This is a genomic window from Saccharopolyspora rosea, from assembly GCF_025643595.1.
GTDB lineage: Bacteria > Actinomycetota > Actinomycetes > Mycobacteriales > Pseudonocardiaceae > Saccharopolyspora > Saccharopolyspora rosea.
On the sequence record NZ_CP102826.1, the window covers coordinates 687232 to 708002 of the forward strand.

General features: G+C 70.3%; 18 protein-coding genes, 1 tRNA gene and 1 pseudogene. 15 read left to right on the top strand and 5 right to left on the bottom strand.

The features are described from left to right. The first annotated feature begins 2 nt into the window (after nucleotides 1-2). Together NV263_RS03395 and NV263_RS03400 are read left to right on the top strand one after the other, a co-directional pair. Entirely contained in the window at nucleotides 3-527 is a 525-nt protein-coding gene (locus tag NV263_RS03395; protein WP_263250988.1) for an FtsB family cell division protein, read from the top strand. Next, a complete protein-coding gene (locus tag NV263_RS03400; RefSeq protein WP_380756767.1) occupies nucleotides 524-1030 on the top strand; it encodes a DUF501 domain-containing protein in 507 nt (168 codons plus the stop codon). Before NV263_RS03395 ends, NV263_RS03400 begins: the two co-directional genes overlap by 4 nt. A 20-nt stretch (nucleotides 1031-1050) precedes the next feature. Here NV263_RS03400 and NV263_RS03405 read toward each other — a convergent pair whose 3' ends face one another. Then, entirely contained in the window at nucleotides 1051-2664 is a 1614-nt protein-coding gene (locus tag NV263_RS03405; RefSeq protein ID WP_263250990.1) for an isovaleryl-CoA dehydrogenase, read from the bottom strand. Between the two features lie 215 nt (nucleotides 2665-2879). Here NV263_RS03405 and NV263_RS03410 point away from each other — a divergent pair, with 215 nt between their 5' ends. The 8 genes from NV263_RS03410 (at nucleotide 2880) to NV263_RS03445 (ending at nucleotide 11738) form a co-directional block, all read left to right on the top strand. After that, nucleotides 2880-4532, top strand: a complete 1653-nt coding sequence (locus NV263_RS03410) for a lytic transglycosylase domain-containing protein (protein ID WP_263250992.1) — start codon at nucleotides 2880-2882, stop codon at nucleotides 4530-4532. A 74-nt stretch (nucleotides 4533-4606) separates the two neighbouring features. Next, the gene (locus NV263_RS03415) at nucleotides 4607-5578 is read left to right on the top strand and encodes a Ppx/GppA phosphatase family protein (RefSeq protein ID WP_263250993.1); all 972 of its coding nucleotides are present in this window, start codon (nucleotides 4607-4609) and stop codon (nucleotides 5576-5578) included. 207 nt (nucleotides 5579-5785) lie between these two features. Beyond that, complete coding sequence (locus NV263_RS03420) at nucleotides 5786-7420, top strand: peptide ABC transporter substrate-binding protein (RefSeq protein WP_263250995.1); 1635 nt, start codon at nucleotides 5786-5788, stop codon at nucleotides 7418-7420. A gap of 78 nt (nucleotides 7421-7498) precedes the next feature. After that, entirely contained in the window at nucleotides 7499-8425 is a 927-nt protein-coding gene (locus tag NV263_RS03425; RefSeq protein ID WP_263250996.1) for an ABC transporter permease, read from the top strand. Beyond that, entirely contained in the window at nucleotides 8418-9383 is a 966-nt protein-coding gene (locus tag NV263_RS03430; protein WP_263250998.1) for an ABC transporter permease, read from the top strand. The genes NV263_RS03425 and NV263_RS03430 overlap by 8 nt, the downstream gene beginning before the upstream one ends. Before the next feature lie 10 nt (nucleotides 9384-9393). Next, nucleotides 9394-10407: an ABC transporter ATP-binding protein gene (locus NV263_RS03435; RefSeq protein ID WP_263251000.1), complete on the top strand. Its 1014-nt coding sequence runs from the start codon at nucleotides 9394-9396 to the stop codon at nucleotides 10405-10407. Next, nucleotides 10400-11401, top strand: a complete 1002-nt coding sequence (locus NV263_RS03440; protein WP_263251001.1) for an ABC transporter ATP-binding protein — start codon at nucleotides 10400-10402, stop codon at nucleotides 11399-11401. The genes NV263_RS03435 and NV263_RS03440 overlap by 8 nt, the downstream gene beginning before the upstream one ends. A 151-nt stretch (nucleotides 11402-11552) precedes the next feature. Beyond that, nucleotides 11553-11738, top strand: a complete 186-nt coding sequence (locus NV263_RS03445; protein ID WP_263251003.1) for a hypothetical protein — start codon at nucleotides 11553-11555, stop codon at nucleotides 11736-11738. A 194-nt stretch (nucleotides 11739-11932) separates the two neighbouring features. Here NV263_RS03445 and NV263_RS03450 read toward each other — a convergent pair whose 3' ends face one another. From NV263_RS03450 to NV263_RS03465, 4 genes are all read right to left on the bottom strand, one after another. Next, the gene (locus tag NV263_RS03450; RefSeq protein WP_263251004.1) at nucleotides 11933-12166 is read right to left on the bottom strand and encodes a helix-turn-helix transcriptional regulator; all 234 of its coding nucleotides are present in this window, start codon (nucleotides 12164-12166) and stop codon (nucleotides 11933-11935) included. 25 nt (nucleotides 12167-12191) lie between these two features. Beyond that, entirely contained in the window at nucleotides 12192-13037 is an 846-nt protein-coding gene (locus NV263_RS03455; RefSeq protein ID WP_263251006.1) for an ABC transporter permease, read from the bottom strand. After that, entirely contained in the window at nucleotides 13034-13918 is an 885-nt protein-coding gene (locus tag NV263_RS03460; protein WP_263254032.1) for an ABC transporter ATP-binding protein, read from the bottom strand. The genes NV263_RS03455 and NV263_RS03460 overlap by 4 nt, the downstream gene beginning before the upstream one ends. A 223-nt stretch (nucleotides 13919-14141) precedes the next feature. Then, complete coding sequence (locus NV263_RS03465) at nucleotides 14142-15611, bottom strand: S10 family peptidase (protein ID WP_263251007.1); 1470 nt, start codon at nucleotides 15609-15611, stop codon at nucleotides 14142-14144. 49 nt (nucleotides 15612-15660) lie between these two features. On the opposite strand from NV263_RS03465, the gene NV263_RS03470 reads away from it, so the two are divergent. The 5 genes and pseudogenes from NV263_RS03470 to NV263_RS03490 all read left to right on the top strand — a co-directional run bounded on the left by NV263_RS03470 (nucleotide 15661) and on the right by NV263_RS03490 (nucleotide 20021). Then, entirely contained in the window at nucleotides 15661-16422 is a 762-nt protein-coding gene (locus tag NV263_RS03470) for a uracil-DNA glycosylase (protein ID WP_263251008.1), read from the top strand. A gap of 101 nt (nucleotides 16423-16523) precedes the next feature. Beyond that, nucleotides 16524-16730, top strand: a pseudogene (locus NV263_RS03475) (mycothiol transferase); the annotation flags it as partial. A 364-nt stretch (nucleotides 16731-17094) separates the two neighbouring features. Further along, on the top strand, nucleotides 17095-18417 hold the full coding sequence (locus NV263_RS03480) for an NAD(P)/FAD-dependent oxidoreductase (RefSeq protein ID WP_263251009.1): 1323 nt from the start codon (nucleotides 17095-17097) through the stop codon (nucleotides 18415-18417). A 303-nt stretch (nucleotides 18418-18720) separates the two neighbouring features. After that, nucleotides 18721-19842: an ATP-grasp domain-containing protein gene (locus NV263_RS03485; RefSeq protein WP_263251011.1), complete on the top strand. Its 1122-nt coding sequence runs from the start codon at nucleotides 18721-18723 to the stop codon at nucleotides 19840-19842. A gap of 105 nt (nucleotides 19843-19947) precedes the next feature. Continuing rightward, nucleotides 19948-20021, top strand: a tRNA-Leu gene (locus NV263_RS03490). The last annotated feature ends 750 nt before the right edge of the window (nucleotides 20022-20771 follow it).

Below are 20771 nucleotides of genomic sequence, written 5' to 3' on the forward strand. Positions count from 1 at the left end.
CCATGCCGGTGGGTCGCGCGACACCGGACCGGGACCGGCGCGCTCGGCGGGGCGATTCCCCGGCGGCGCGCCGGGCCGAGCGCGCCCGCCGCGGCACCGCCAAGGGGCGGCGACCAGGCGGGAAACCGCCCGGTCGCCGCCCGCGGTCGGGCACCGGCGGTGCTTTCAAGCTCTCGTCCACGCGTCGCGCGGCGGTGCTGGCGATGCTCGTCTGCGCGATGGCGCTGAGCGTGTCGGTGCCGCTGCGCACCTACCTGAGCCAGCGCGAGGAGCTGGCCGACCAGCAGCAACAGCAGGCCCGGTTGCAGGACGAGGTCAGGAACCTGCAGGAGCGCAAGCGGGAACTGTCCGACCCGGCGCACCTGGAGGCCGAGGCGCGGGCACGGCTCGGCTACGTGCGGCCGGGGGAGACGCCCTACGTCGTGCAGGTCCCGGAGACCACCGGGGCGCCGCCGCCCAAGCCCGCCACCGGCGATCTGCCGTGGTACGAAGAACTCTGGAATTCCGTGATGGGGAAGGGATCGTGACGGTGGACGCAGGCGCGTCGACGATCAGCGAGCACGACCGCGAGTCCGTGGCGCGGCAGCTCGGCCGACCGCCGCGCGGGCTGCGGGCCGTCGCGGCGCGGGACGCGGCGGGCGAGCCGACGGTGGTGCAGACCCACCCGCGCCTGGAGGACGGCACCCCGTTCCCCACGCTGTACTACCTGACCGCGCCGCAGCTGGTCTCCCACGTGTCCACGCTGGAGGCCGAGGGCCTGATGCGGGACATGACCGCCCGGCTGGCCGAGGACGCGGACCTGGCCGAGCGGTACCGCCGCGCGCACGAGTCCTACCTGGCCGAACGGGACGCCCTGGAGCCGCTGGGCACCGATGTCAGCGCGGGCGGCATGCCGGATCGCGTCAAGTGCCTGCACGTCCACGTCGCCCACGCGCTGGCCAGGGGGGCCGGGGTGAACCCGTTCGGCGACGAGGCGGTGGACCTCATCGCCGAACGTTGGCCGGAGCACCGCTACCTGCTCGGGAGGTAGGCCGCGCGTTCCGGGGGCGTTCACCCGCCGGGCGTCACCCGTTCCGCGAGCTCGCGGGCGCCGCTGATCGGGGTGGCGCCGAAGGTGTGGCCCGGGTCGGCGAGGCGCGTGGCGACGAACGCCTCGGCGACCTGCGACGGCGCGTGCCGGAGCAGCAGCGACGCCTGCAACGCCAGGGACAGCCGCCCGGCGACCGCGCGGGCCTGCTCGGGTGCGGGATCGGCGAGCCGGCGGCGCAGCTCCCGCAGCGCGGCGTCGTAGTCCGCATCGGCGCCCGCCGCGGCGTCCAGTTCGGCGAGGACGGCGTCGCGGGACTCGGGTTGCCGGGCCAGCGCGCGCAGCACGTCGAGGGCGGTGACGTTGCCGGAGCCCTCCCAGATCGAACTCAGCGGGGCCTCCCGGTACAGCCTGGGGAGCCCGGACTCCTCGACGTAACCGTTGCCGCCGAGGCATTCCAGCGCCTCGGCCACGGCGGTCGGCGTGCGCTTGCAGATCGAGAACTTCGCGGCGGGCAGCGCCAGGCGCAGCAGGTCGCGTTCGCCGTGCTCGACGGCGGCGGCCAGCCGCATGGCCAGCGCGGTGGCCCCTTCCGACTCCAGGGCCAGGTCGGCGAGCACGGTCCGCATCAGCGGCGCGTCGCAGAGCCGGTGGCCGAACGCGCTGCGGTGGTGCGCGTGGTGCGCGGCTTCGGACAGCGCGATCCGGATCGTGGCGGCGGAACCGAGAACGCAGTCGAGCCGGGTCATCGACACCATCTCGATGATGCAGCGGACGCCGCGCCCCTCCTCCCCGACCAGCCGGCCGATCGCGCCGGTGTACTCGATCTCGGCGGAGGCGTTGGACTTGTTGCCCAGCTTGTCCTTCAGGCGCTGCAACCGGATCTCGTTGCGGCTGCCGTCGGGCAGCACCCGGGGCACCAGGAAGCAGCTCAGCCCGCCTGGCGCCTGCGCCAGCACGAGGAACAGGTCGTTCATCGGCGCGGAGGTGAACCACTTGTGCCCGACGAGCCGGTAGCTGCCGTCGGCGAGCGGTTCGGCCGTGGTGGTGTTGGCCCGCACGTCCGAACCGCCCTGCTTCTCGGTCATCGACATCCCGGCCAGCAGGCCCGGCTTCTGCTCGGGCGGGCGCAGGCCGAACTCGTAGGCGCGCGCGGTGAGCGCCGGTTCGAAGCGCGCGGCCAGGTCGGGGGCGTGGCGCAGCGCGGGAACCGCGGCGTAGGTCATCGAGATCGGGCAGCCGTGCCCGGCCTCGGCCTGCGACCACAGGTAGAAACCGGCGGCCCGCCGGACGTGCGAGCCGCCGTCCCACGGCGCGGCGTGCAGGCCGTGGTGCACCGCGCGCGCCATCAGCCAGTGCCAGGACGGGTGGAAGTCGACCTCGTCGACGCGGTTGCCGTAGCGGTCGTGGGTGCGCAGGTGCGGCGGGTGGTCGTTGGCGAGCCTGCCGTGCTCGCGGGCCTCGGCCGATCCGGCCTCGGCCGCGAGGTCCCCGAGATCTCCGATGCGGTACCGGTCGATCGCGGAACGCAGCGCCGGATCGCAGGCGATCGGGTCGAACCCGTCCAACGGCGGTGGCTGGTTCACCACGCGGTGCGTGTTGAACCCGGTGGTGTGAGGCGCGTCCGTGAGCGTCATGACCGGAGAGTAGGCGCGTGTGCCTTGGTAGCGGGATTTTTCGCCCGACCGGCTTTGGCCGCCGCACCCCTGGATCGTTACCGGGGAGGCATGAACGACCTGGCGGTTCGCCATCGGGCGATCCCCGACCCGGTGGTGTATCCAAGAGATTCGCCGTCGTGGCGAAGCCGGGCGGCTCCGCGTCGGGGGTCGCTGAGCACGCGGCAGGAGGGGCAGTGACGGCTCGCAGGAAACACCAGGGCAGGCGGGAGACCGCGCGCATGCGGCCGGTGCGGCCGGGCCGGTGGAAACCGCGGACCTGGATCGCCACGACCGCGCTGACCCCCATCCTGCTGCTGGCCGCGGCGCTGGCGGCCGCGTCCGGCACGTTCCTCACCGGCCCGCCCCGGCCGGGTCCCGCACCGCCGTCGCCCGAGGACCCGCGGGACCTCGGGGCGACCGGGCAGCTCCCCCGGGACATCCGGCTCAGCCCGGAATTGCTGGACCAGGCGGGAAATCCGCGCGAACTGGCCACCGGCGCCGGGCCGGAGGCCGACCTGCCCAACGGCCGGCTCGACATCCCGCGGCCGGTGCTGGACGCCTACATCGGAGCGGCCTCCGTGCTGTCCCGGACCGATCCGCAGTGCGGGTTGGACTGGTCGGTGCTGGCGGCGATCGGGCGCGTCGAGTCGGGCCACGCCCGCGGCGGGAAGGTCGACGTCATGGGCACGACCGTCACGGCGATCCTCGGACCGCGGCTGTCGGGCGCCCCGGGCGTGGCGGCCGTGCCGGACACCGACGCCGGTCGGCTCGACGGCGACCCGGTGTGGGACCGCGCGGTCGGCCCGATGCAGTTCCTCCCCGCGACCTGGGCCAAGTACGCGGTGAACGCGCACGGCGAAGGACCGCCGAGTCCGCACAACGTCAACGACGCCGCGCTCGCGGCGGGCAGGTACCTCTGCGACGGCTCGGGTGATCTGCGGAACCCGCGCGACCTCGCGGCCGCGGTGTTCCGCTACAACCACTCGGACAACTACGTGCGGACGGTGCTGATCTGGGCCTCCGCCTACGCGCGGGGCGTCACCCCGACACCGGCGGAGCTCGCTCCCGAGGTCGGCGACGTCCTCCGGGGCGAGCGCGTTTCCAGCGATCCGGGAGCCCTGGCCGCGGCGCCGGGCGCGCCGCACCCGGCGGCACCACCGTCGGCCGCCCCTCCGCTCGCGGCGGCTCCGGCGCCGCCGCCTGCCGGCGCGCCGCGCCCGTCGGCACCACCGCCGTCCGCACCCGCACCACCGACCGGCTCGGCGCCGCCGAACAGCACCTCGCGGCCGACATCGACCGGTACGCGGCCGCCGTCGTCGCCACCGAGTTCCGCGCCGCCGTCCGGCGGAGCACCGCCGAGCGCGGGCACGTCGCATCCGGGCGTCCCGCCGTCGTCGACACCCCCGAGGTCGGAACCACCGGCTTCGTCCGGAAGTCCGGCGACACCGAGCACGCCGACGCTGCCAGGTGCCCCGGCGTGGCCGGATGCGACGACACCGCCCTCGACTCCCGCGGTGCCGAGCACGCCGACGCCACCGAGCACCCAAGCCCCGCCGAGCTCCGAGACGTCGCCGGGCACGCGGACGTCGCCGAGCACGTCGGTGCCGCCGAGCGAGCCCGGGCCCACGTCGACGCGCGGCACGACGTCGGACCGGCCGAGGACCTCCGGTCCCACCGCGCGGACCTGCGATCCCGGCGCCCTCGCGCTGGGCGAGTTCAGCCGGACTCCCAGGTCAGGCGGTGCCCTCGCACCGGGGACGGGAGACCCGGGGACGCTGCACGGCGGTGAGACGGTCTACGTCAACTCGACCGGCGGAGAGCTGGTGCCCTGCACCGTGGAGATGTGATCACGGTCGCCGGGCTAGCGTGGTGCTGTGGGCCCGCCGTGCGGCGGGACGCCCGGAACGCGAGGAGGACGCAGATGCCACGGGTCGCGGCGATCGACTGCGGGACGAACTCGATCCGCCTGTTGGTGGCCGATGTGACGGATTCACCCACGAGCGGGGGAGAGGCTGCCGGGACCCGCGCGCTGCGGGACGTGCACCGGGAGATGCGGATCGTCCGGCTCGGCCAAGGCGTCGACGCCACCGGGCGGCTGGCCGACGAGGCGCTGGAGCGCACCCGCGCGGCCCTCGTCGACTACGCGTCGATCGCCGTGCGCAAGGGAGTGGAGCGCGTCCGCATGGTCGCCACCTCGGCGACCCGGGACGCGGCCAACCGCGAGGACTTCTTCGGCATGGTCCGCGACACGCTCGGCGTCGACGCCGAGGTGATCACCGGCGACGAGGAGGCCCGGCTGTCGTTCACCGGCGCGGTCGGCGACCTGGACCCGGCCGATGGCCCGTTCGTGGTGGCCGACATCGGCGGCGGTTCGACCGAACTCGTCGTCGGCACCTGGGACGGTGCGACCGCGCACGTCACCGCGGCGCACTCCGCCGACGTGGGCTGCGTGCGGCTCACCGAGCGGTGCCTGCGCAGCGACCCGCCGACCGCCGAGGAGGTGCGCGAGGCGGGGGAGGTCGCCCGCAAGATCCTCGACGACGCGTTCGCCGCGGTGGACTGCTCCGGTGCGCGGACCTGGGTCGGGGTGGCCGGGACGGTGACCACGCTGTCCGCGATCGTCCAGGAACTTCCCGAATACGATCCGGTCGCCATTCACCTTTCCCACATTTCCCGGAATGCGATCCAGCGGATCACCGCTGATTTGCTCCGGATGGACCACGACGAACGTGCCTCGATCGGGGCCATGCACCCCGGCAGGGTTGATGTGATCGGCGGTGGCGCGCTCGTTCTGGATGTGCTCGCGGAGGAGCTGTCCGAGCGCGCCGGTATCGATTCGGTTACAGTCAGTGAGCACGACATTCTGGACGGCATAGCCCTGTCCATCAGCTGATTCTCAGGATGCGGAATCCTGCTTCCATTGTTCGGGTGAGCGTTGTGCTGGATCGAGACAGAAGATGACGGCTTTGTGACAGCGCATTGCTGTGAACTGGTTCTCACTTATGTTTACGCTCAACTGACGCGGCGATGAATCGTCGGCGCGTGCGGTGACCCCGGAAATAACCCGACTGGGGTACGCGTGGAAGCGGAGGACCCACACATGCGAAAGGGACGTCTGGTCGCGTCGCTCGCGGCCGTGCTGTCGGCGGCGCTGGTGGCCGCCGGCTGCGGTGGAGGCGGCAGCGGCTCGGGGGAGGACGGCGTCGTCACCCTGAACTGGAACGAGCCGCAGAACCCCCTGATCCCTGCCGACACCACAGAGGAGAACGGCGGCTTCATCATCGACGCCATGTTCACCGGCTTGGTCCGCTACCGGGCCACCGACTTCAAGCCGGAGAACGCGATGGCGGAGTCGATCACCAGTCCCGACCACCAGACCTACACGATCAAGATCAAACCCGGCTGGACCTTCCACGACGGCACCCCGGTCAAGGCGAAGAACTTCGTCGACGCCTGGAACTACGCCGCCTACGCACCCAACGCGATGCTGGGCTCCAGCTTCTTCGAGCAGATCGAGGGCTACGACCAGGTCCACCCGTCCGCACCCGGCGGTGGGGAGCAGTCCGGCGCCAAGCCGCCGCAGCCGACGGCCAAGACGATGTCGGGGCTGCAGGTCGTCAACGACGACACCTTCACCGTCAAGCTCAAGTCGCCGCTGACGATCTTCCCGGTGATGCTCGGCTATTCGGCGTTCATGCCGCTGCCGGACTCGTTCTTCGCCGACCCGAAGAAGTTCGAGGAGCACCCGATCGGCAACGGGCCGTTCAAGTTCGACTCGCGCACGCCCAACGTCGAGCTGAACCTCTCCCGGTACGACAAGTACGCGGGCGACAACAAGCCGACGATCAAGGGCGCCAAGTTCAAGGCGTACGACCAGCTCGACGCGGCCTACCAGGACCTGATCTCCGGGCAGCTCGACTTCCTGGACGCGATCCCTGCCTCGGCCCTGGTCGGGGACAAGTGGCACCAGGACCTCGGTGACAAGGCCAAGCAGAAGCCGGGCCTGCTGACCCAGAACCTGGGCATCCCGATCTACGACCCGAAGTTCAAGAACCCGTTGCTGCGCAAGGCGATCTCGATGTCCATCGACCGCAAGGAGATCGCCAAGCAGGTCTTCGCCGGTGGCCGGGAGCCCGCCGACGGCTTCGCGACGCCGGCTGTCGACGGTTACGTGCCGAACCAGTGCGGTGAGGCGTGCACGTTCAACCCGCAGAAGGCCAAGGAGTACCTGCAGCAGGCGGGCGGTTTCCAGGGCACGCTGACCATCGAGTCCAACGCCGACGGCGGGCACGACGAGTGGAGCAAGGCCGTCGCGGCGAGCATCAAGCAGAACCTCGGCATCGACTCCACCTTCGTGCCGACGCCCACGTTCGGCGAGTTCCGCGACAAGGCCCGGTCGTTCCAGTTCCACGGGCTGTTCCGCACCGGCTGGAAGGCCGACTACCCGAGCCTGGAGACCTTCCTGACGCAGCTGTACCGCACGGGCGCGTCGTCCAACGACTACGGTTACTCCAACCCGGCGTTCGACGCGGCACTGGACAAGGCGAACGCGGCTCCCTCGATCGAGGAGGCGAACAAGCAGTACGCGGCGGCGGAGAAGATGCTGTCCGAGGACATGCCGATCATCCCGTTGTGGACGCAGCCGATCCAGTACGGCTTCTCCGACCGGATCGCGCAGGGCGAGGTCGTGCCCAACCGCGAGCTCGACCTGACCACGGTGCGCCTGAACCAGTAACGGAAGACCACGCCGGAGCCCGGCCCGCCGCGACCGGCGGGCCGGGCCCCGCGCTGGCTGTGTGATGAGGAGGCCCGGATGGGTCGCTACATCCTGCGGCGCCTGCTGCAGCTGATCCCGGTCTTCATCGGGACGACACTGATCATCTACCTGCTGGTGTGGGCTCTGCCTGGAGATCCGTTCGCCGGCAAGTGCGGGGACCGCGGCTGTCCGCCCAGCTACATCGCCGAGATGCACCAGAAGTACAACCTGGACGACCCCGTGATCGTTCAGTACTTCAAGTACCTCGGCAAGCTCCTCACGGGTGATTTCGGCGAAACGTACTCGGGGGTCCAAGTCAGCCAGCTCGTGGCGCACGCCTACCCGATCACGGTGCGGCTGGCGCTCGTCGCGCTGGTCATCGAGGCGGTCATCGGTCTGGTCGCGGGCATCATGACCGGGCTGCGCGGCCGGGGTTTCCTGGACAACCTGGTGCTGGTGTCGACCCTGTTCCTGATCTCGCTGCCGGTGTTCGTGACCGGCTTCGTCCTGCAGATCGTGCTGGGCAGCGAACTCGGCATCATCAAGACGACGGTCAGCTCCAACCCGTCGATCGGGGAGTTGATCGTGCCCGGCTTCGCGATGGGGTCGCTGTCCATGGCCTACGTGGCCAGGTTGACCAGGACGAGCCTGATGGAGAACCGCCGGGCCGACTACGTGCGCACCGCGGTCGCCAAGGGGCTCGAACCACGGCGGGTCGTCGGCGTGCACCTGCTGCGCAACTCGCTGATCCCGGTCGTCACCTTCCTCGGCACCGACCTCGGTGCGCTGATGGGCGGGGCGATCGTGACCGAAGGCGTGTTCAACATCCGCGGCATCGGTGGCCTGATCTTCAAGTCCATCCTGACCAAGGAAGGCACCACGGTGACCGGGATCGTCACCCTCCTGGTGCTGGTCTACCTGCTGATGAACCTGCTCGTGGACATCCTCTACGCGGTTCTCGACCCGAGGATCCGATATGACTGAGCCTGCTGACAGCGGCCACCGCGCGGCCGTCGCCTCCGCCGCCGAGGAGGCGACCGCCCAGGTGGTCCGCGACGCCCCCAAGAACGAGAAGCCGCGCGGGCTGTGGGGAGACGCCTGGCGCGACCTGCGGCGCCGCCCGCTGTTCATCGTCGCCGCGGTGATCATCGTGGTGCTGCTGGTCATCGCGGCCTTCCCGGGCCTGTTCACCTCGGTGGACCCGACGTTCCAGGACCTGTCCAAGACCCGCCAGCCGCCGTCGGCGCACGCCTGGTTCGGCTACGACAACCTCGGCCGGGACATCTTCGCCCGCACCATCTACGGGGCGCGGGCGTCGATCGCGGTGGGTCTGCTGTCCACCCTGTTGACCGTGCTGCTGGGTGCGACGGTCGGGCTGCTGGCCGGTTACTTCGGCGGGTGGTTCGACAACCTGGTCTCCCGGTTCTCCGAGATCTTCATGGGCCTGCCGTTCGTGCTCGGCGCGATCGTCATCCTGACGACCTTCAACGCCAACGTGGCGACGCCGGGCGTGGTGCGGGTGGTCGCGCAGGTGGTGCTGTCGATCGGCGTGCTGTCGTGGCCGATCGCGATGCGCATCATGCGGTCCGCGGCGATCTCCGCGAAGCAGCAGGACTACGTGAAGGCGGCTCGCGCGCTGGGCGCCGGTCCCGCGCGGATCATCCTGCGGCACATGCTGCCGAACTGCCTGGCGCCGGTGCTGGTGTACTCCACGATCGCGCTGGGTGGTTTCATCGGTGCCGAGGCGACGCTGTCGTTCCTGGGCATCGGGTTGCGCGACCCGGTCGTCTCGTGGGGCGTGATGATCGCCGAGTCCCGCAGCTACATCCAGGGCGCGCCGCACCTGCTGCTGTTCCCGGCCGGGTTCCTGGTGATCACGGTGCTGGCGTTCGTGATGCTCGGGGACGCGATCCGCGACGCGCTCGACCCGAAGCAGAAGTAGGAGAACCGCTTTGTCTACTGTGGACGAAAAGGACGGCTCGGCGGAGCGGCTGCTGGAGGTCGACGACCTGCACGTGGAGTTCCGCACCCGGGACGGCGTGGCGAAGGTGCTCAACGGCGTCAGCTACCACGTCGACGCGGGCGAGACGCTCGCCGTGCTCGGCGAGTCCGGTTCCGGCAAGAGCGTCACCGCCCAGACGATCATGGGCATCCTGGACATGCCGCCGGGGATGATCACCGGCGGATCGGTCCGGTACCAGGGCGAGGACCTGCTGACCGCCACCGACCAGCGCCGTCGCGAACTGCGCGGCGAGTCGATGGCGATGATCTTCCAGGACGCCCTGTCGGCGCTGAACCCGGTGTACACCGTCGGGTTCCAGATCGCCGAGCAGCTGCGGGTGCGCCGCGGCATGTCCCGCAAGGACGCCACGAAGCGGGCCGTGGAACTGCTGGACCTGGTGAAGATCCCGAACGCCAAGCAGCGCGTCCGGGAGTACCCGCACCAGTTCTCCGGCGGCATGCGGCAGCGCGCCATGATCGCGATGTCGCTGGCGCTGGATCCGGACCTGCTCATCGCCGACGAGCCGACCACGGCGCTGGACGTCACCGTGCAGGCCCAGATCATGGACCTGCTCGACGAGCTGCGCCGGGAACGCGGCATGGGGCTGATCCTGATCACCCACGACCTCGGCGTGGTCGCCGAGGTCGCCGACCGGATCGTGGTGATGTACGCGGGCCGGATCGTGGAGGCCGCGGACGCCTACTCGCTGTACCGCCAGCCCGGCCACCCCTACACCGAGGGCCTGATGCGGTCGATCCCCCGGCTGGACCTCAAGGGCCAGGACCTGGAGACGATCAAGGGCCTGCCGCCGAGCCTGCTGGCCGTGCCGTCCGGCTGCCCGTTCCACCCGCGCTGCCCGCGCGCCGAGGTGCGGTGCCGCCAGGAGCTGCCGGAGTACCACCAGCTCGGGCTCGGGCGGATCAGCGCCTGCCACTTCGCTGAGGAGTTGATGAGCCGTGGCTGACCCGATCCTCCAGGTGCGCGACCTCGTCAAGCACTTCCCGGTCACCCAGGGCGTGGTGTTCAAGCGCACCATCGGACACGTCCGCGCGGTCGACGGCGTGTCGTTCGACCTGCACCGCGGCGAGACCCTCGGCGTGGTCGGCGAGTCCGGCTGCGGCAAGTCGACCCTCGCGCAGGTGCTCATGCGGCTGGAGAAACCGACCAGCGGCACCGCGCTGTTCGAGGGTCGCGACATGTTCCGGCTCAAGGGCGCCGACCTGCGGAAGCTGCGCCGCGACATGCAGATCGTGCTGCAGGACCCGTACACCTCGCTGAACCCGCGGCGGACCGTCGGCGACATCGTCGGCGAACCCTTCGAGATCCACCCCGAGGTGGCGCCCAAGGGCGACCGTCGTCGTCGGGTCCAGGAGCTGCTGGAGGTCGTGGGCCTCAACCCGGAGCACATCCAGCGCTACCCGCACCAGTTCTCCGGCGGCCAGCGGCAGCGCATCGGCATCGCCCGGGCGCTGGCGCTGCGGCCGAAGGTGATCGTCTGCGACGAGCCGGTCTCCGCCCTGGACGTGTCGATCCAGGCGCAGGTGATGAACCTGCTCGGCGACTTGCAGCAGGAGTTCGGGCTGTCGTACGTGTTCATCGCCCACGACCTGGGCGTGGTCCGCCACCTGTCGGACCGGGTGGCGGTGATGTACCTCGGCAAGATCGTCGAGATCGGCACGGACGAGGAGATCTACGAACACCCGCAGCACCCGTACACGCAGGCGCTGCTGTCCTCGGTGCCGGTTCCGGACCCGACGCTGCGCGGAAAGCGGGAGGTCATCCGCCTCACCGGTGACGTGCCGAGCCCGGCGAACCCGCCCTCGGGCTGCCGTTTCCGCACCCGCTGCTGGAAAGCCCAGGACATCTGCGCGGAGCAGACCCCGGAGCTGGAGGTCCGCCTCGGCAGCCACCCCGCGGCCTGCCACTTCGCGGAGGAACGGCCGCACGTGGTGACCTGACGCGGGGCGGGCCGCCGGGGCCTTCCGGGTGGCCCGCCCACCAGCGTTCCATCGACCAGGTGATCGAAGACCACGGTTCCCGGAATCCGCCGCGACCTGTCGTACGGGTCCTCTACGGTCGGTGTGTAGGTCGAGATCCGGGGGTGCCACGATGACGATCACGCTGGTGCACGTAACCGCTGAACAGCTCAATCAGCGGCGCGAGGAACTGCTCGGGATGCTCCACTTCGACGAGGCTGAGCTCCGCCGCCGAGCAGCTGAAGACCACACGGCTTCGCCGGACGAGCGGGAGATCTACAACGAACTCGTCGAGATTGACTTCCTCCTGGGGAAGTAACCCGTGCCCTTGGACGTACATGCGAAGGCCACGACCTTCTCCCAGGAGATCCAAGACCTGCTCGACGCCACACTCCCGCAGTTGCCCGGGAACGGCCGGGCGGGCGCCGTCGTTTGTCCACTATGGACGCTGATGCGCGAACGCCGCGAGGTCGGCGGACTTCTGTTGTTGCGGTCCGGGGCGTTGTTGCGCCGTCAGGCGCCTGCTTTTCCGATGCGGGGGAAGGGGCGGGTGGAAAAGATCACCTCGACCGGGACTTCGAAGTGTTCGGCCAGGCGCAGCGCCAGGTGGAGGCTCGGGCTGTATTCGCCGCGTTCCAGGTAGCCGATCGTCTGGTAGTGCACGCCGAGAGCCTCGGCGAGCTGCCGACGGGATATCCCGCGCTCCGCCCGCAGAACCGCGATGCGGTTGTAGATCGTTTCGCTCATGGCGTGTGGGTTTCTCTCCTCGCCCTCAGGTCGTCCGCTGCAACGCCTTCTCCCGGCGTGCTGCGACACGTGAGCCGGACTCGCGGCGTGCCATCCGTCGTAGCACCACGGGTGCGACGACCAGACCGACCACGGCCCAGACGCCGAGCACCGCGACCGTTTCCAGGTGGTGCCAGGAGCCGCCGACCTCCAGCGCCGCCATGCTGTCCGGCAGCAGTGCTGACCGCATGCCCAGGCCCAGCCAGTACATCGGGAACACCTGGGCGATCCACTGCAACCACTCCGGGAGCACCGCCATCGGGAAGAAGATGCCCGAGACGATCATGACCGCCATCATCGGCAGCACGATCAGGCCGAGGTTGCGCGGGTTCGAGATGAACGAGCCGGCGATCGCGCCGAGCGGCATGGAGGCCACCATGCCCAGCACCGCGACCCACAGCAGGGTCGTCCAGGACTGCGGTGTGGCGAAGTCCAGTCCGGGGAACAACAGCAGTCCCGGGACCAGGATGATCAGCATGCTGATCAGGGTCATGCCGCCGACCACGACGATCTTGCCGATCAGGTAGGCGGGCATCCCGTTCGGGAGGGCCTTGGCGCGCAACAGGGTGCCGTCCTCGCGTTCGACCGCGAGCTGCTGCGCCACGGCCAGGAAACCGCCCCACAGGACGACCAGCCCGAGCACTCCCGGGAGCATCATGGTGCCCAGCGAGAACGCGGTGCCGTGCACCTTCGAGTCGCGCTGCATGAACATGCTGAACAGCAGGATCACCGTGGGGAGCAGGTAGCCCCGCAGGTCCTGCCCGGTGGTGGCGGTCTGCCGGAGCTCGGTCCAGCCCCGCTTGAGCCCGATGCGGGCGGCGTGCGCGTTCACCGGTCCTCCTCCGCGGTCGTGGGCAGCGTGGTGAGGTCGCGGCGGCCCTGCTCGTAGGCGCGGACCAGAGCCATGTAGGCGTCCTCCAGGCTCGCGTGGTGCACCTCTAGGTCGGTGATCTCGTCCCCGTGCTGCGCGAACAGGTCGCGGACGAACTCGTTGGGCGCGTCGGTCGAGTGCACGAAGCGCTGCCCGTCGTGCGACCACTTCACCTCGGCGGTCGAGGAGATCCGGCGGGACAGTTCGTCGGGCGAGCCCTCGGCGACGATCCGCCCGCCCGCCAGGATCAGGATGCGGTCCGCGAGCTTCTCGGCCTCGTCCAGGTCGTGGGTGGTCAGCAGGACGGCGGTGTCCTCGTCGGCCAGCTGGTGCACCAGGTCGTGGAAGTCGCGGCGGGCCTGCGGGTCGAAACCGACCGTCGGCTCGTCCAGGAACAGCAGCTCCGGGCGGCCCACGATGCCCACCGCCACGTCGAGCCTGCGCCGCTGGCCGCCGGACAGCTTCCCGATCCGCTTGGTCGCGTGCTCGGCCAGCCCGACGGCGTCGATGAGTTCGTCGACGTTCCACGGACGGGAACGCCGGGGCGTGGAGTACGGGGCGTAGAAGTCGCCGAAGTGCGCCAGCAACTCCCGCACCTTCCACTTGCCGTGGTCGCGCCACGACTGGAGCACCACGCCCAGCCGCGCCCGCCAGGACTCGTCGCCGTGCGCCGGGTCGACGCCGAGGACCTCGGCGTGGCCGCCGGAGCGCATCCGGAAGCCCTCCAGGATCTCGATCGTGGTGGTCTTGCCCGCTCCGTTCGGGCCCAGCAGCGCGACGACCTCACCGCGGCGCATCCGGAACGACGCGCCGTCGAGCACCTCGGTGTCGCCGTAGCGCATCCGCAGGTCGCGGACGTCGATCACGGTCTGCGCGTCGGTCTCAGCGTCGGGTCGGGTCGCCGCGGTCGCCCCCAATGACATGGACCTCGGCCTCCTCATCGCATCACTCGGTCAGGATGTAGCACACATGCTACATCCTGACGCGGGCTTGCGACGGGAGAAGGTCGAAAAGAAGGGCGCCACCACCCGAACAGGTGGTGGCGCCCTTCGTGGGAGCAGTCCGCTATGGACGGTTGCGCACGAACGCCGCGAGGTCGGCGGACTGCTGCACGCGCGACTCGTCGTGCACGTACATCATGTGGCCCGCCGAGTAGTAGCGGACGTCGATGTTCTCCCGCAGTTCCTCGGGAATCGCCAGCCGCGCGAGCACGTGCTCGGCCGCGAAGTACGGCGTCGCGCCGTCGGTGTAGCCGCAGCCGACGTGCACCCGCAGGTGCGGGTTGGCGCGCATCGCGGCACCGAGCTTGTCGACCACCGACACGCTCGCGCCCTCGAACTCCTTGTACGACCAGGGCTGGACGCGGCTGCTCAGCGTCTCGTAGGGCAGGTCGTTGACGTAGTCCAGCTCCTCGCGGACGTAGTGGTTGATCGCCGCCGCGTACGCCCCGCGAATCCCGGAAATGCTGGGGTCGTCGGTGAACCGCTCCCCGGCGGCGTCCGGTTCCCAGCCGGTGAACCGCCCGTCCATGCGGCCGACGGTCAGCCGCCGGTCGCGCAGCAGCTCGGTGAAGAAGCGCAGGTGCTCGATCCGCAGGTTCGCGCGGTCCACGTAGTCCTCGGACAGCCCGGACAGCTCGGCGACCCGCCGCACGACGTCCGCGCGTTCGGACGCGCTCAGCCGCGCGCCGCGCGCCAGCGCCCACGGGTAGTCCCCGCTCGCGAACTTCTCCGCCTCGTCGAGGACCTCGCGCAGCGGCCGGTCGCCGTGCTTGCCGTGGTGGTGCGCGATCGCCGCGTAGGTCGGCAGGTACAGCGCGTACGGCAGGTCGTTGCCCTCGGTGAACCGGATCGTGCCCATGTCGAGCACCGACGAGATCAGCAGCAGGCCGTTCGGGTAGAGGCCGTGCCGGGTCTGCAGGTGCTCGGCGAGCGCCGCCGCGCGCAGCGTGCCGTACGACTCGCCCGCCAGGTACTTCGGCGACATCCAGCGGCCGTTGCGGGTGGTCCACAACCGGATCACCTCGCCGACCGACTCGATGTCGCGCTGGTAACCGTGGAAGTCGTCGGCCTCGCCGCCCTCCACCGCCCGCGAGTACCCGGTGGAAACCGGGTCGATGAACACCAGGTCGCTGTGCGCCAGCAACGTCTCCGGGTTGTCCACCAGCCCGTACGGCGGGGGCGCGAGCGCTCCCGCGTCGCCGGACACCACGCGCCGCGGGCCCAGCAGGCCGAGGTGCAGCCAGACGCTCGACGAGCCGGGGCCGCCGTTGAACGCGAAGGTCACCGGGCGGTCGCCGGGGGCGCCGTCGGCCACGTAGGAGGTCACGAAGACCTCGGCCTTGGGGCGCGCGCCCTCGAACTTGCCGTCCGCGACGACCTCCTCGCGGAGCACGATCCGGCCCGTCGTGGCGGTGTAGGACAGCTCGGTGCCGTCGACAGCGATGGAGTGGTGGGTGCTGACCAGGTCGTCGGCCGGTTCGGCCGGGGTCGTCTTTTCCCTGGTCTCGTCGGAGGTCTGGTCACTGGCTGCCATGATTGACACAGTACGTGCCGCCGACGTGCTTTTCTGCCACTTTGGGGGCATGACCTCGCGGCTGATCGACGACCCGGTGCGCGCCCCGGCGGAGGCGGCGCCGCACGCGCGCGATCTCGCCGGACTCGACGAGGCGATCACCCGCTGCACCGCCTGCCCGCGCCTGGTCGAATGGCGCGAGGAAGTGGCGCGGGTCAAGCGCGCGGCGTTCCGCGACCAGGACTACTGGGGGCGGCCGGTGCCCGGTTTCGGGCCCGCCGACGCCTCGATCGCGCTCGTCGGCCTGGCCCCGGCCGCGCACGGCGGGAACCGCACCGGACGGATCTTCACCGGCGACCGTTCCGGCGACGTCCTCTTCCGCGTCCTGCACGACGTCGGGCTGGCGTCCCAACCCGAGTCGGTCGGCCTCGGCGACGGACTTTCCCTGCGCCACACCAGGATCACCGCGCCGGTCCGGTGCGCGCCCCCGGCGAACAAGCCGACGACCGAGGAGCGGGACACCTGCGCGCACTGGCTGGTCCGGGAGCTGGACCTGCTGCGGCCGACGCTGCGGGTGGTCGTCGTCCTCGGCGCGTTCGGCTGGCAGGCCCTGATGCCGGTCCTGGCGGGCACCTCGTGGGAGATCCCGCGCCCCCGCCCGAAGTTCGGCCACGACGCCCGCGCCACCCTGGCCGCCACCGACGGCGGCGCCGACCTGGAGCTCCTCGGCTGCTACCACGTCAGCCAGCAGAACACCTTCACCGGCAAGCTCACGCCGGAGATGCTGCGCGGGGTGCTGGAGCACGCGAAGGAGCTGGCCGGGGTGGGATGACTCCGGTGCGGACCGCTGGGCGGCTCAACGGGCGTCCCGGGGATCCACGAGCGCGAGAGACCCGGGCCCCGCTGTCGGTGCGCGGTGCCATGGTGTTCGGCATGACGGGATCTGATCCGAAGGCGGCTCTCCACCTCTACCTGCAGGCCGGCCGCGAGGCGCTGCTGTGGAAGCTCGATGGCCTCTCCGAGTACGACGTCCGCCGCCCGCTGACGCCGACCGGGACCAACCTGCTCGGACTGGTCAAGCACCTCGCCAGCGTCGAGGTGGGGTACTTCGGGGTGACCTTCGGGCGCCCGTTCCCCGAGCGGCTCGGGGCGGGTCCGGCGATCTCGGTGCCGGAGAGGTCCAGCGGACGTGCGCACCGGGCAGCGCGGTCCGCTCGTCCGGATTCCGCGCCCGGAATGCCCGTGCTGAGGAAGGTCACAGAAGTTGCGCGACATCTCGACCAAAGATTCGGTAGTGTGGCTCCAAGCCAGCCATTGACACCTCGCGTGGCGTCATCGCGACACCACGTCACCGCCCACCCTCACGTAGGTCCGAGACCTGCGCATACGCAGCGCGTTTGGATGCGCACAGCGCGTTGATCGTGATCGACGCCACTCGCGACTGGCATCACATTAAGGGGGGTCGGCGCAGCGCTGCGTCGGTCACTGGTGCGACCATGAAGGCATGGCTGGTAAATCCGATCCCACGCGGATTCTCATCCTCGGCGGCGGTTACGTCGGCATGTACACGGCTCTGCAGCTGCAGAAGAAGCTGGGGCGTCGTGAGGCTTCCGTGACGGTCGTCGATCCTCAGCCGCACATGACCTACCAGCCCTTCCTCCCGGAAGCGGCAGCGGGCTCGGTCGAACCCCGCCACGTGGTAGCGCCACTGCGACGAGTGTTGAAGCGGTGCCATGTGATCACCGCTGCCGTCACCGAAATCAAGCACGACGAGAAGCTCGTTACGGTCGAGAACCCGCAGACCGGCACCGAGACCCTCGCCTACGACGTCCTGGTCGTGGCCCTCGGTTCGGTGTCGCGACTGCTGCCGATCCCCGGCCTGGCCGAGCAGGGCATCGGGCTCAAGACCGTCGGCGAGGCCATCTACCTGCGCAACCACGTGCTGGCCAAGATGGACGCCGCGGCCAACACCGACGACGAGGAGCTGCGCAAGCGGCTGCTGACCTTCACCTTCGTCGGCGGCGGGTTCGCCGGTGTCGAGGCGCTGGCCGAGCTGGAGGACATGGCCCGGTACGCGACCCGCTACTACGAGACCGTCAAGGCCGAGGACATGTCCTGGGTGCTCGTGGAGGCCGCCGGGCGCGTGATGCCCGAGGTCAGCGAGAAGATGGGCGTCTACGTCGTCAAGGCGCTCGAAGAGCGGGGCATCAAGGTCTACCTGAACACCTTCCTGAAATCGGTCGAGGACGGCCACGCCGTGCTGTCCGACGGCACCGAGTTCGACACCGACACCCTGGTGTGGAACGCCGGTGTGAAGGCCAACCCGGTGCTCAAGAGCAGCGATCTGCCGCTGGACGAGCGCGGTCGGGTCAAGGCCACCGCGCACCTGCAGGTCGAGGGCCTGCCGGGCGTCTGGGCCGCCGGTGACTGCTCGGCCGTCCCGGACCTGGCCAAGACCGACGAGGACCCCAAGGCCACCTGCGTGCCGAACGCGCAGCACGCGGTGCGGCAGGCCAACCAGCTCGCCAAGAACATCGTGGCGTCGCTGCGCGGCAAGCAGACCAAGGAGTACCGCCACCCGTACGCCGGTTCGGTCGCCGGCATGGGGCTGTACAAGGGCGTCGCGGACGTCTACGGCTTCAAGGCCAAGGGCTTCATCGCCTGGTTCATGCACCGCACGTACCACGTGAGCCGGATGCCCACGTTCAACCGCAAGATGCGGATCGTCATCGACTGGACGCTCGCCTTCCTGTTCAAGCGCGAGGCGGTGTCCATGGGGCAGATCCAGAACCCGCGCGACGCCTTCCAGCGCGCTGCCGAGAGCTGATCGTCTCCTTCCTGGAAGCCGCGTGCCAACGTCGGCACGCGGCATTCTCGTTTCGTCACACGTGCTCCGTGCGGGCGACAGAGCGAACCGCTATCCTTGACAGTCCGTAGTGGGAAAACGAAGACTTTGTGACTGTCTTCACCTGAAAGGATGCTTCATGCGCGGGCAAGGGGTGAATTCCTTGACACTGAAGGAGCTCGCCGCGCTGGTGCGCAGCGGCGCTGTCGACGAAGGGCCGCTCGCCGAGTTCGCCGCCGATTACCGCGACGCGTCCCGGGTGTACCGGAAAAAGGACGACTGACCATGAGCGAGGCCGGAGGTCGGTCTGCCGACTCCGACGCCCCGCCTTCCCTGCGGCCCACACCCGTGCTGCTGCAAGGGCAGGACTACTTCTTCCGCTCCCCGAACACCGCGCTCGACTTCCAGGAACGCGTCTACCAGGCCGACCTGGTCGCCGAGGGGCCCGGTGACCCGGTGCCGTGCGTGCTCGTCATGGCACGCGCCGCCGACATGGAGATGAACGAGCTGTCGCTGGCGCTGGCCGAACACGACATCCGCATGGTACGCATCGACGCGGACCGCTGCCTCGACCTCGCGCTCACCGTCTACACGGACACCCCGCTGCTGGAGTTCGGGCGCTGGCTGCTGCGCCCGGTCCTGGTCTGGCGCCGCCACTTCGACATCACGGCCCTGCCCGTGGACCCCACCACCGTCCACGGCGCCTACGTGCGGGAGCAGTGGAAGGCGGTGTCGAACTGGCTGGCCTGCCGCGGCGACTGGGAACAGGTCAACCCGGTGCGGTCCAGCGAACACCTCGACCGGCTGACCCAGCTGCGCGACGCCGAGTCGTTCGGGCTCCGCGTGCCGCGCACCGTCGTGACCACCATGCCGGGCCGCAGCAAACCGGGCGGTGCGCGCTGCATCGTCAAGACCGCGGGCCACCACCTCCTCGAACCCGAACCGGGCGCGCTGCGCGGCCTCTTCCCGCAACCGCTGGACATCCGGCGCTCGGCCGAAGCGCGGGAACCCGCCCCGGTCCTGGTCCAGCAGCACCTCGACGCGCAGCGGGAACTGCGCGTCTTCGTCGTCGGCGACCGGGTGATCGGCTACCTGGTGCGCAAGCTCGACCCCGCGCAGCTGTGGGCCGACCCGGACGAAGTCGCGGTCGAACCCGCCGAGGTGCCCGCCGACCTCGCGGCGCGCGTGCTCGCCCTCTGCCGCTACTGGCGCCTGAGCGTCGCCGCCTTCGACCTGCTCGACGTGTCCGGCGAGTGGGTCTTCCTCGAAGTCAACGTCAACTGCGACTGGCGCTGGTTCGAGCACCGGGCCGGGAACGCAGCGGTCACCGACGCGGTCCACACCTGGGTCCGCGACCGCTTCGCGGATCTGGCGGCCTCCGCCGCGCTCACCGGCAGGGGCCGCTGATGCCCCGCCCGCGTTGCTCCGATCAGAGGTTTCCGCCCGCGGGGAACCGGGCGCACAGTCGGTGCGTCTTATCGGCATCCGAGCGGCACTGACGCCGCACCCCGAGCCCCCGTAGCCCAATTGGCAGAGGCAGGCGACTTAAAATCGCCGGAGTGTCGGTTCGAGCCCGACCGGGGGCACCCATCCTTCCCAGGCCCCTGCTGCGCCGCCCGATGTCGGTGCGGGCAGGAATCCCGCGCGCGTGCTGCGCGCTCTCGCCGTTGCACTGCGGTGAGCCGTTCGATGCCCTGCTGCGGGCGGCGTGGACCTCGATGCCGGACGGTCGGGCGGTGCGATCCGGCTGCACGCCCAGCAGGAGCGCCCCATGAGCAGCACGGGCTCGCCGTTCCGGGCCACGCGCGCTACGTGGGCTTTCCGCTCCCCACCGCCTGCCGCAGCTGGGCCGGGATCGCGTTCCGCGACAGTCCGCCGGCCGCCGCGTATCCGGCGACGCGGGGCCGGGGAACCACCGCGGCGGCGGGTCTCGCCGCGCCGCGCTCGCCAACGATGCGGGAACGTTCGCATAACGGTGCGCTAACCAAATTGCTGAAAACCGCACGGTCCCGCTGTGGATCTTTCGGGAAAGTGCCTGATTGCCAACGGTTTTCGAGGCGCTTCCCGGTGCTCGGGCGGCTGGTAACGAGTGCGGAAATCAGGGTGATCAAACCGAACGAACCTGCACCGGGTGGTGTCGCGGCAGCAGTTCTCGCGACGCCACCCGGTCACCCGGCCGGGCTCTGCACGGAAAGAACGACCGGATCGCGCCACGTCGCCCCCTCCCGGCCGGGGGCGTGCGCCGATCAGATCGGAGAGACGTGGGTTGCACCCACGCTGGCGAATGCCCCCTGTTCCCCTACCTCAGGGCGAGCCTGCGGGGCTGGCGGGACTAC

Coding starts and splice junctions, on each gene's coding strand:
- NV263_RS03485 (WP_263251011.1), top strand. CDS start 18,721: ATGAGCGAGGCCGGAGGTCGGTCTGCCGACTCCGACGCCCCGCCTTCC.
- NV263_RS03470 (WP_263251008.1), top strand. CDS start 15,661: ATGACCTCGCGGCTGATCGACGACCCGGTGCGCGCCCCGGCGGAGGCG.
- NV263_RS03445 (WP_263251003.1), top strand. CDS start 11,553: ATGACGATCACGCTGGTGCACGTAACCGCTGAACAGCTCAATCAGCGG.
- NV263_RS03420 (WP_263250995.1), top strand. CDS start 5,786: ATGCGAAAGGGACGTCTGGTCGCGTCGCTCGCGGCCGTGCTGTCGGCG.
- NV263_RS03480 (WP_263251009.1), top strand. CDS start 17,095: ATGGCTGGTAAATCCGATCCCACGCGGATTCTCATCCTCGGCGGCGGT.
- NV263_RS03460 (WP_263254032.1), bottom strand. CDS start 13,918: ATGCGCTACGGCGACACCGAGGTGCTCGACGGCGCGTCGTTCCGGATG.
- NV263_RS03405 (WP_263250990.1), bottom strand. CDS start 2,664: ATGACGCTCACGGACGCGCCTCACACCACCGGGTTCAACACGCACCGC.
- NV263_RS03430 (WP_263250998.1), top strand. CDS start 8,418: ATGACTGAGCCTGCTGACAGCGGCCACCGCGCGGCCGTCGCCTCCGCC.
- NV263_RS03395 (WP_263250988.1), top strand. CDS start 3: ATGCCGGTGGGTCGCGCGACACCGGACCGGGACCGGCGCGCTCGGCGG.
- NV263_RS03425 (WP_263250996.1), top strand. CDS start 7,499: ATGGGTCGCTACATCCTGCGGCGCCTGCTGCAGCTGATCCCGGTCTTC.
- NV263_RS03415 (WP_263250993.1), top strand. CDS start 4,607: ATGCCACGGGTCGCGGCGATCGACTGCGGGACGAACTCGATCCGCCTG.
- NV263_RS03450 (WP_263251004.1), bottom strand. CDS start 12,166: ATGAGCGAAACGATCTACAACCGCATCGCGGTTCTGCGGGCGGAGCGC.
- NV263_RS03465 (WP_263251007.1), bottom strand. CDS start 15,611: ATGGCAGCCAGTGACCAGACCTCCGACGAGACCAGGGAAAAGACGACC.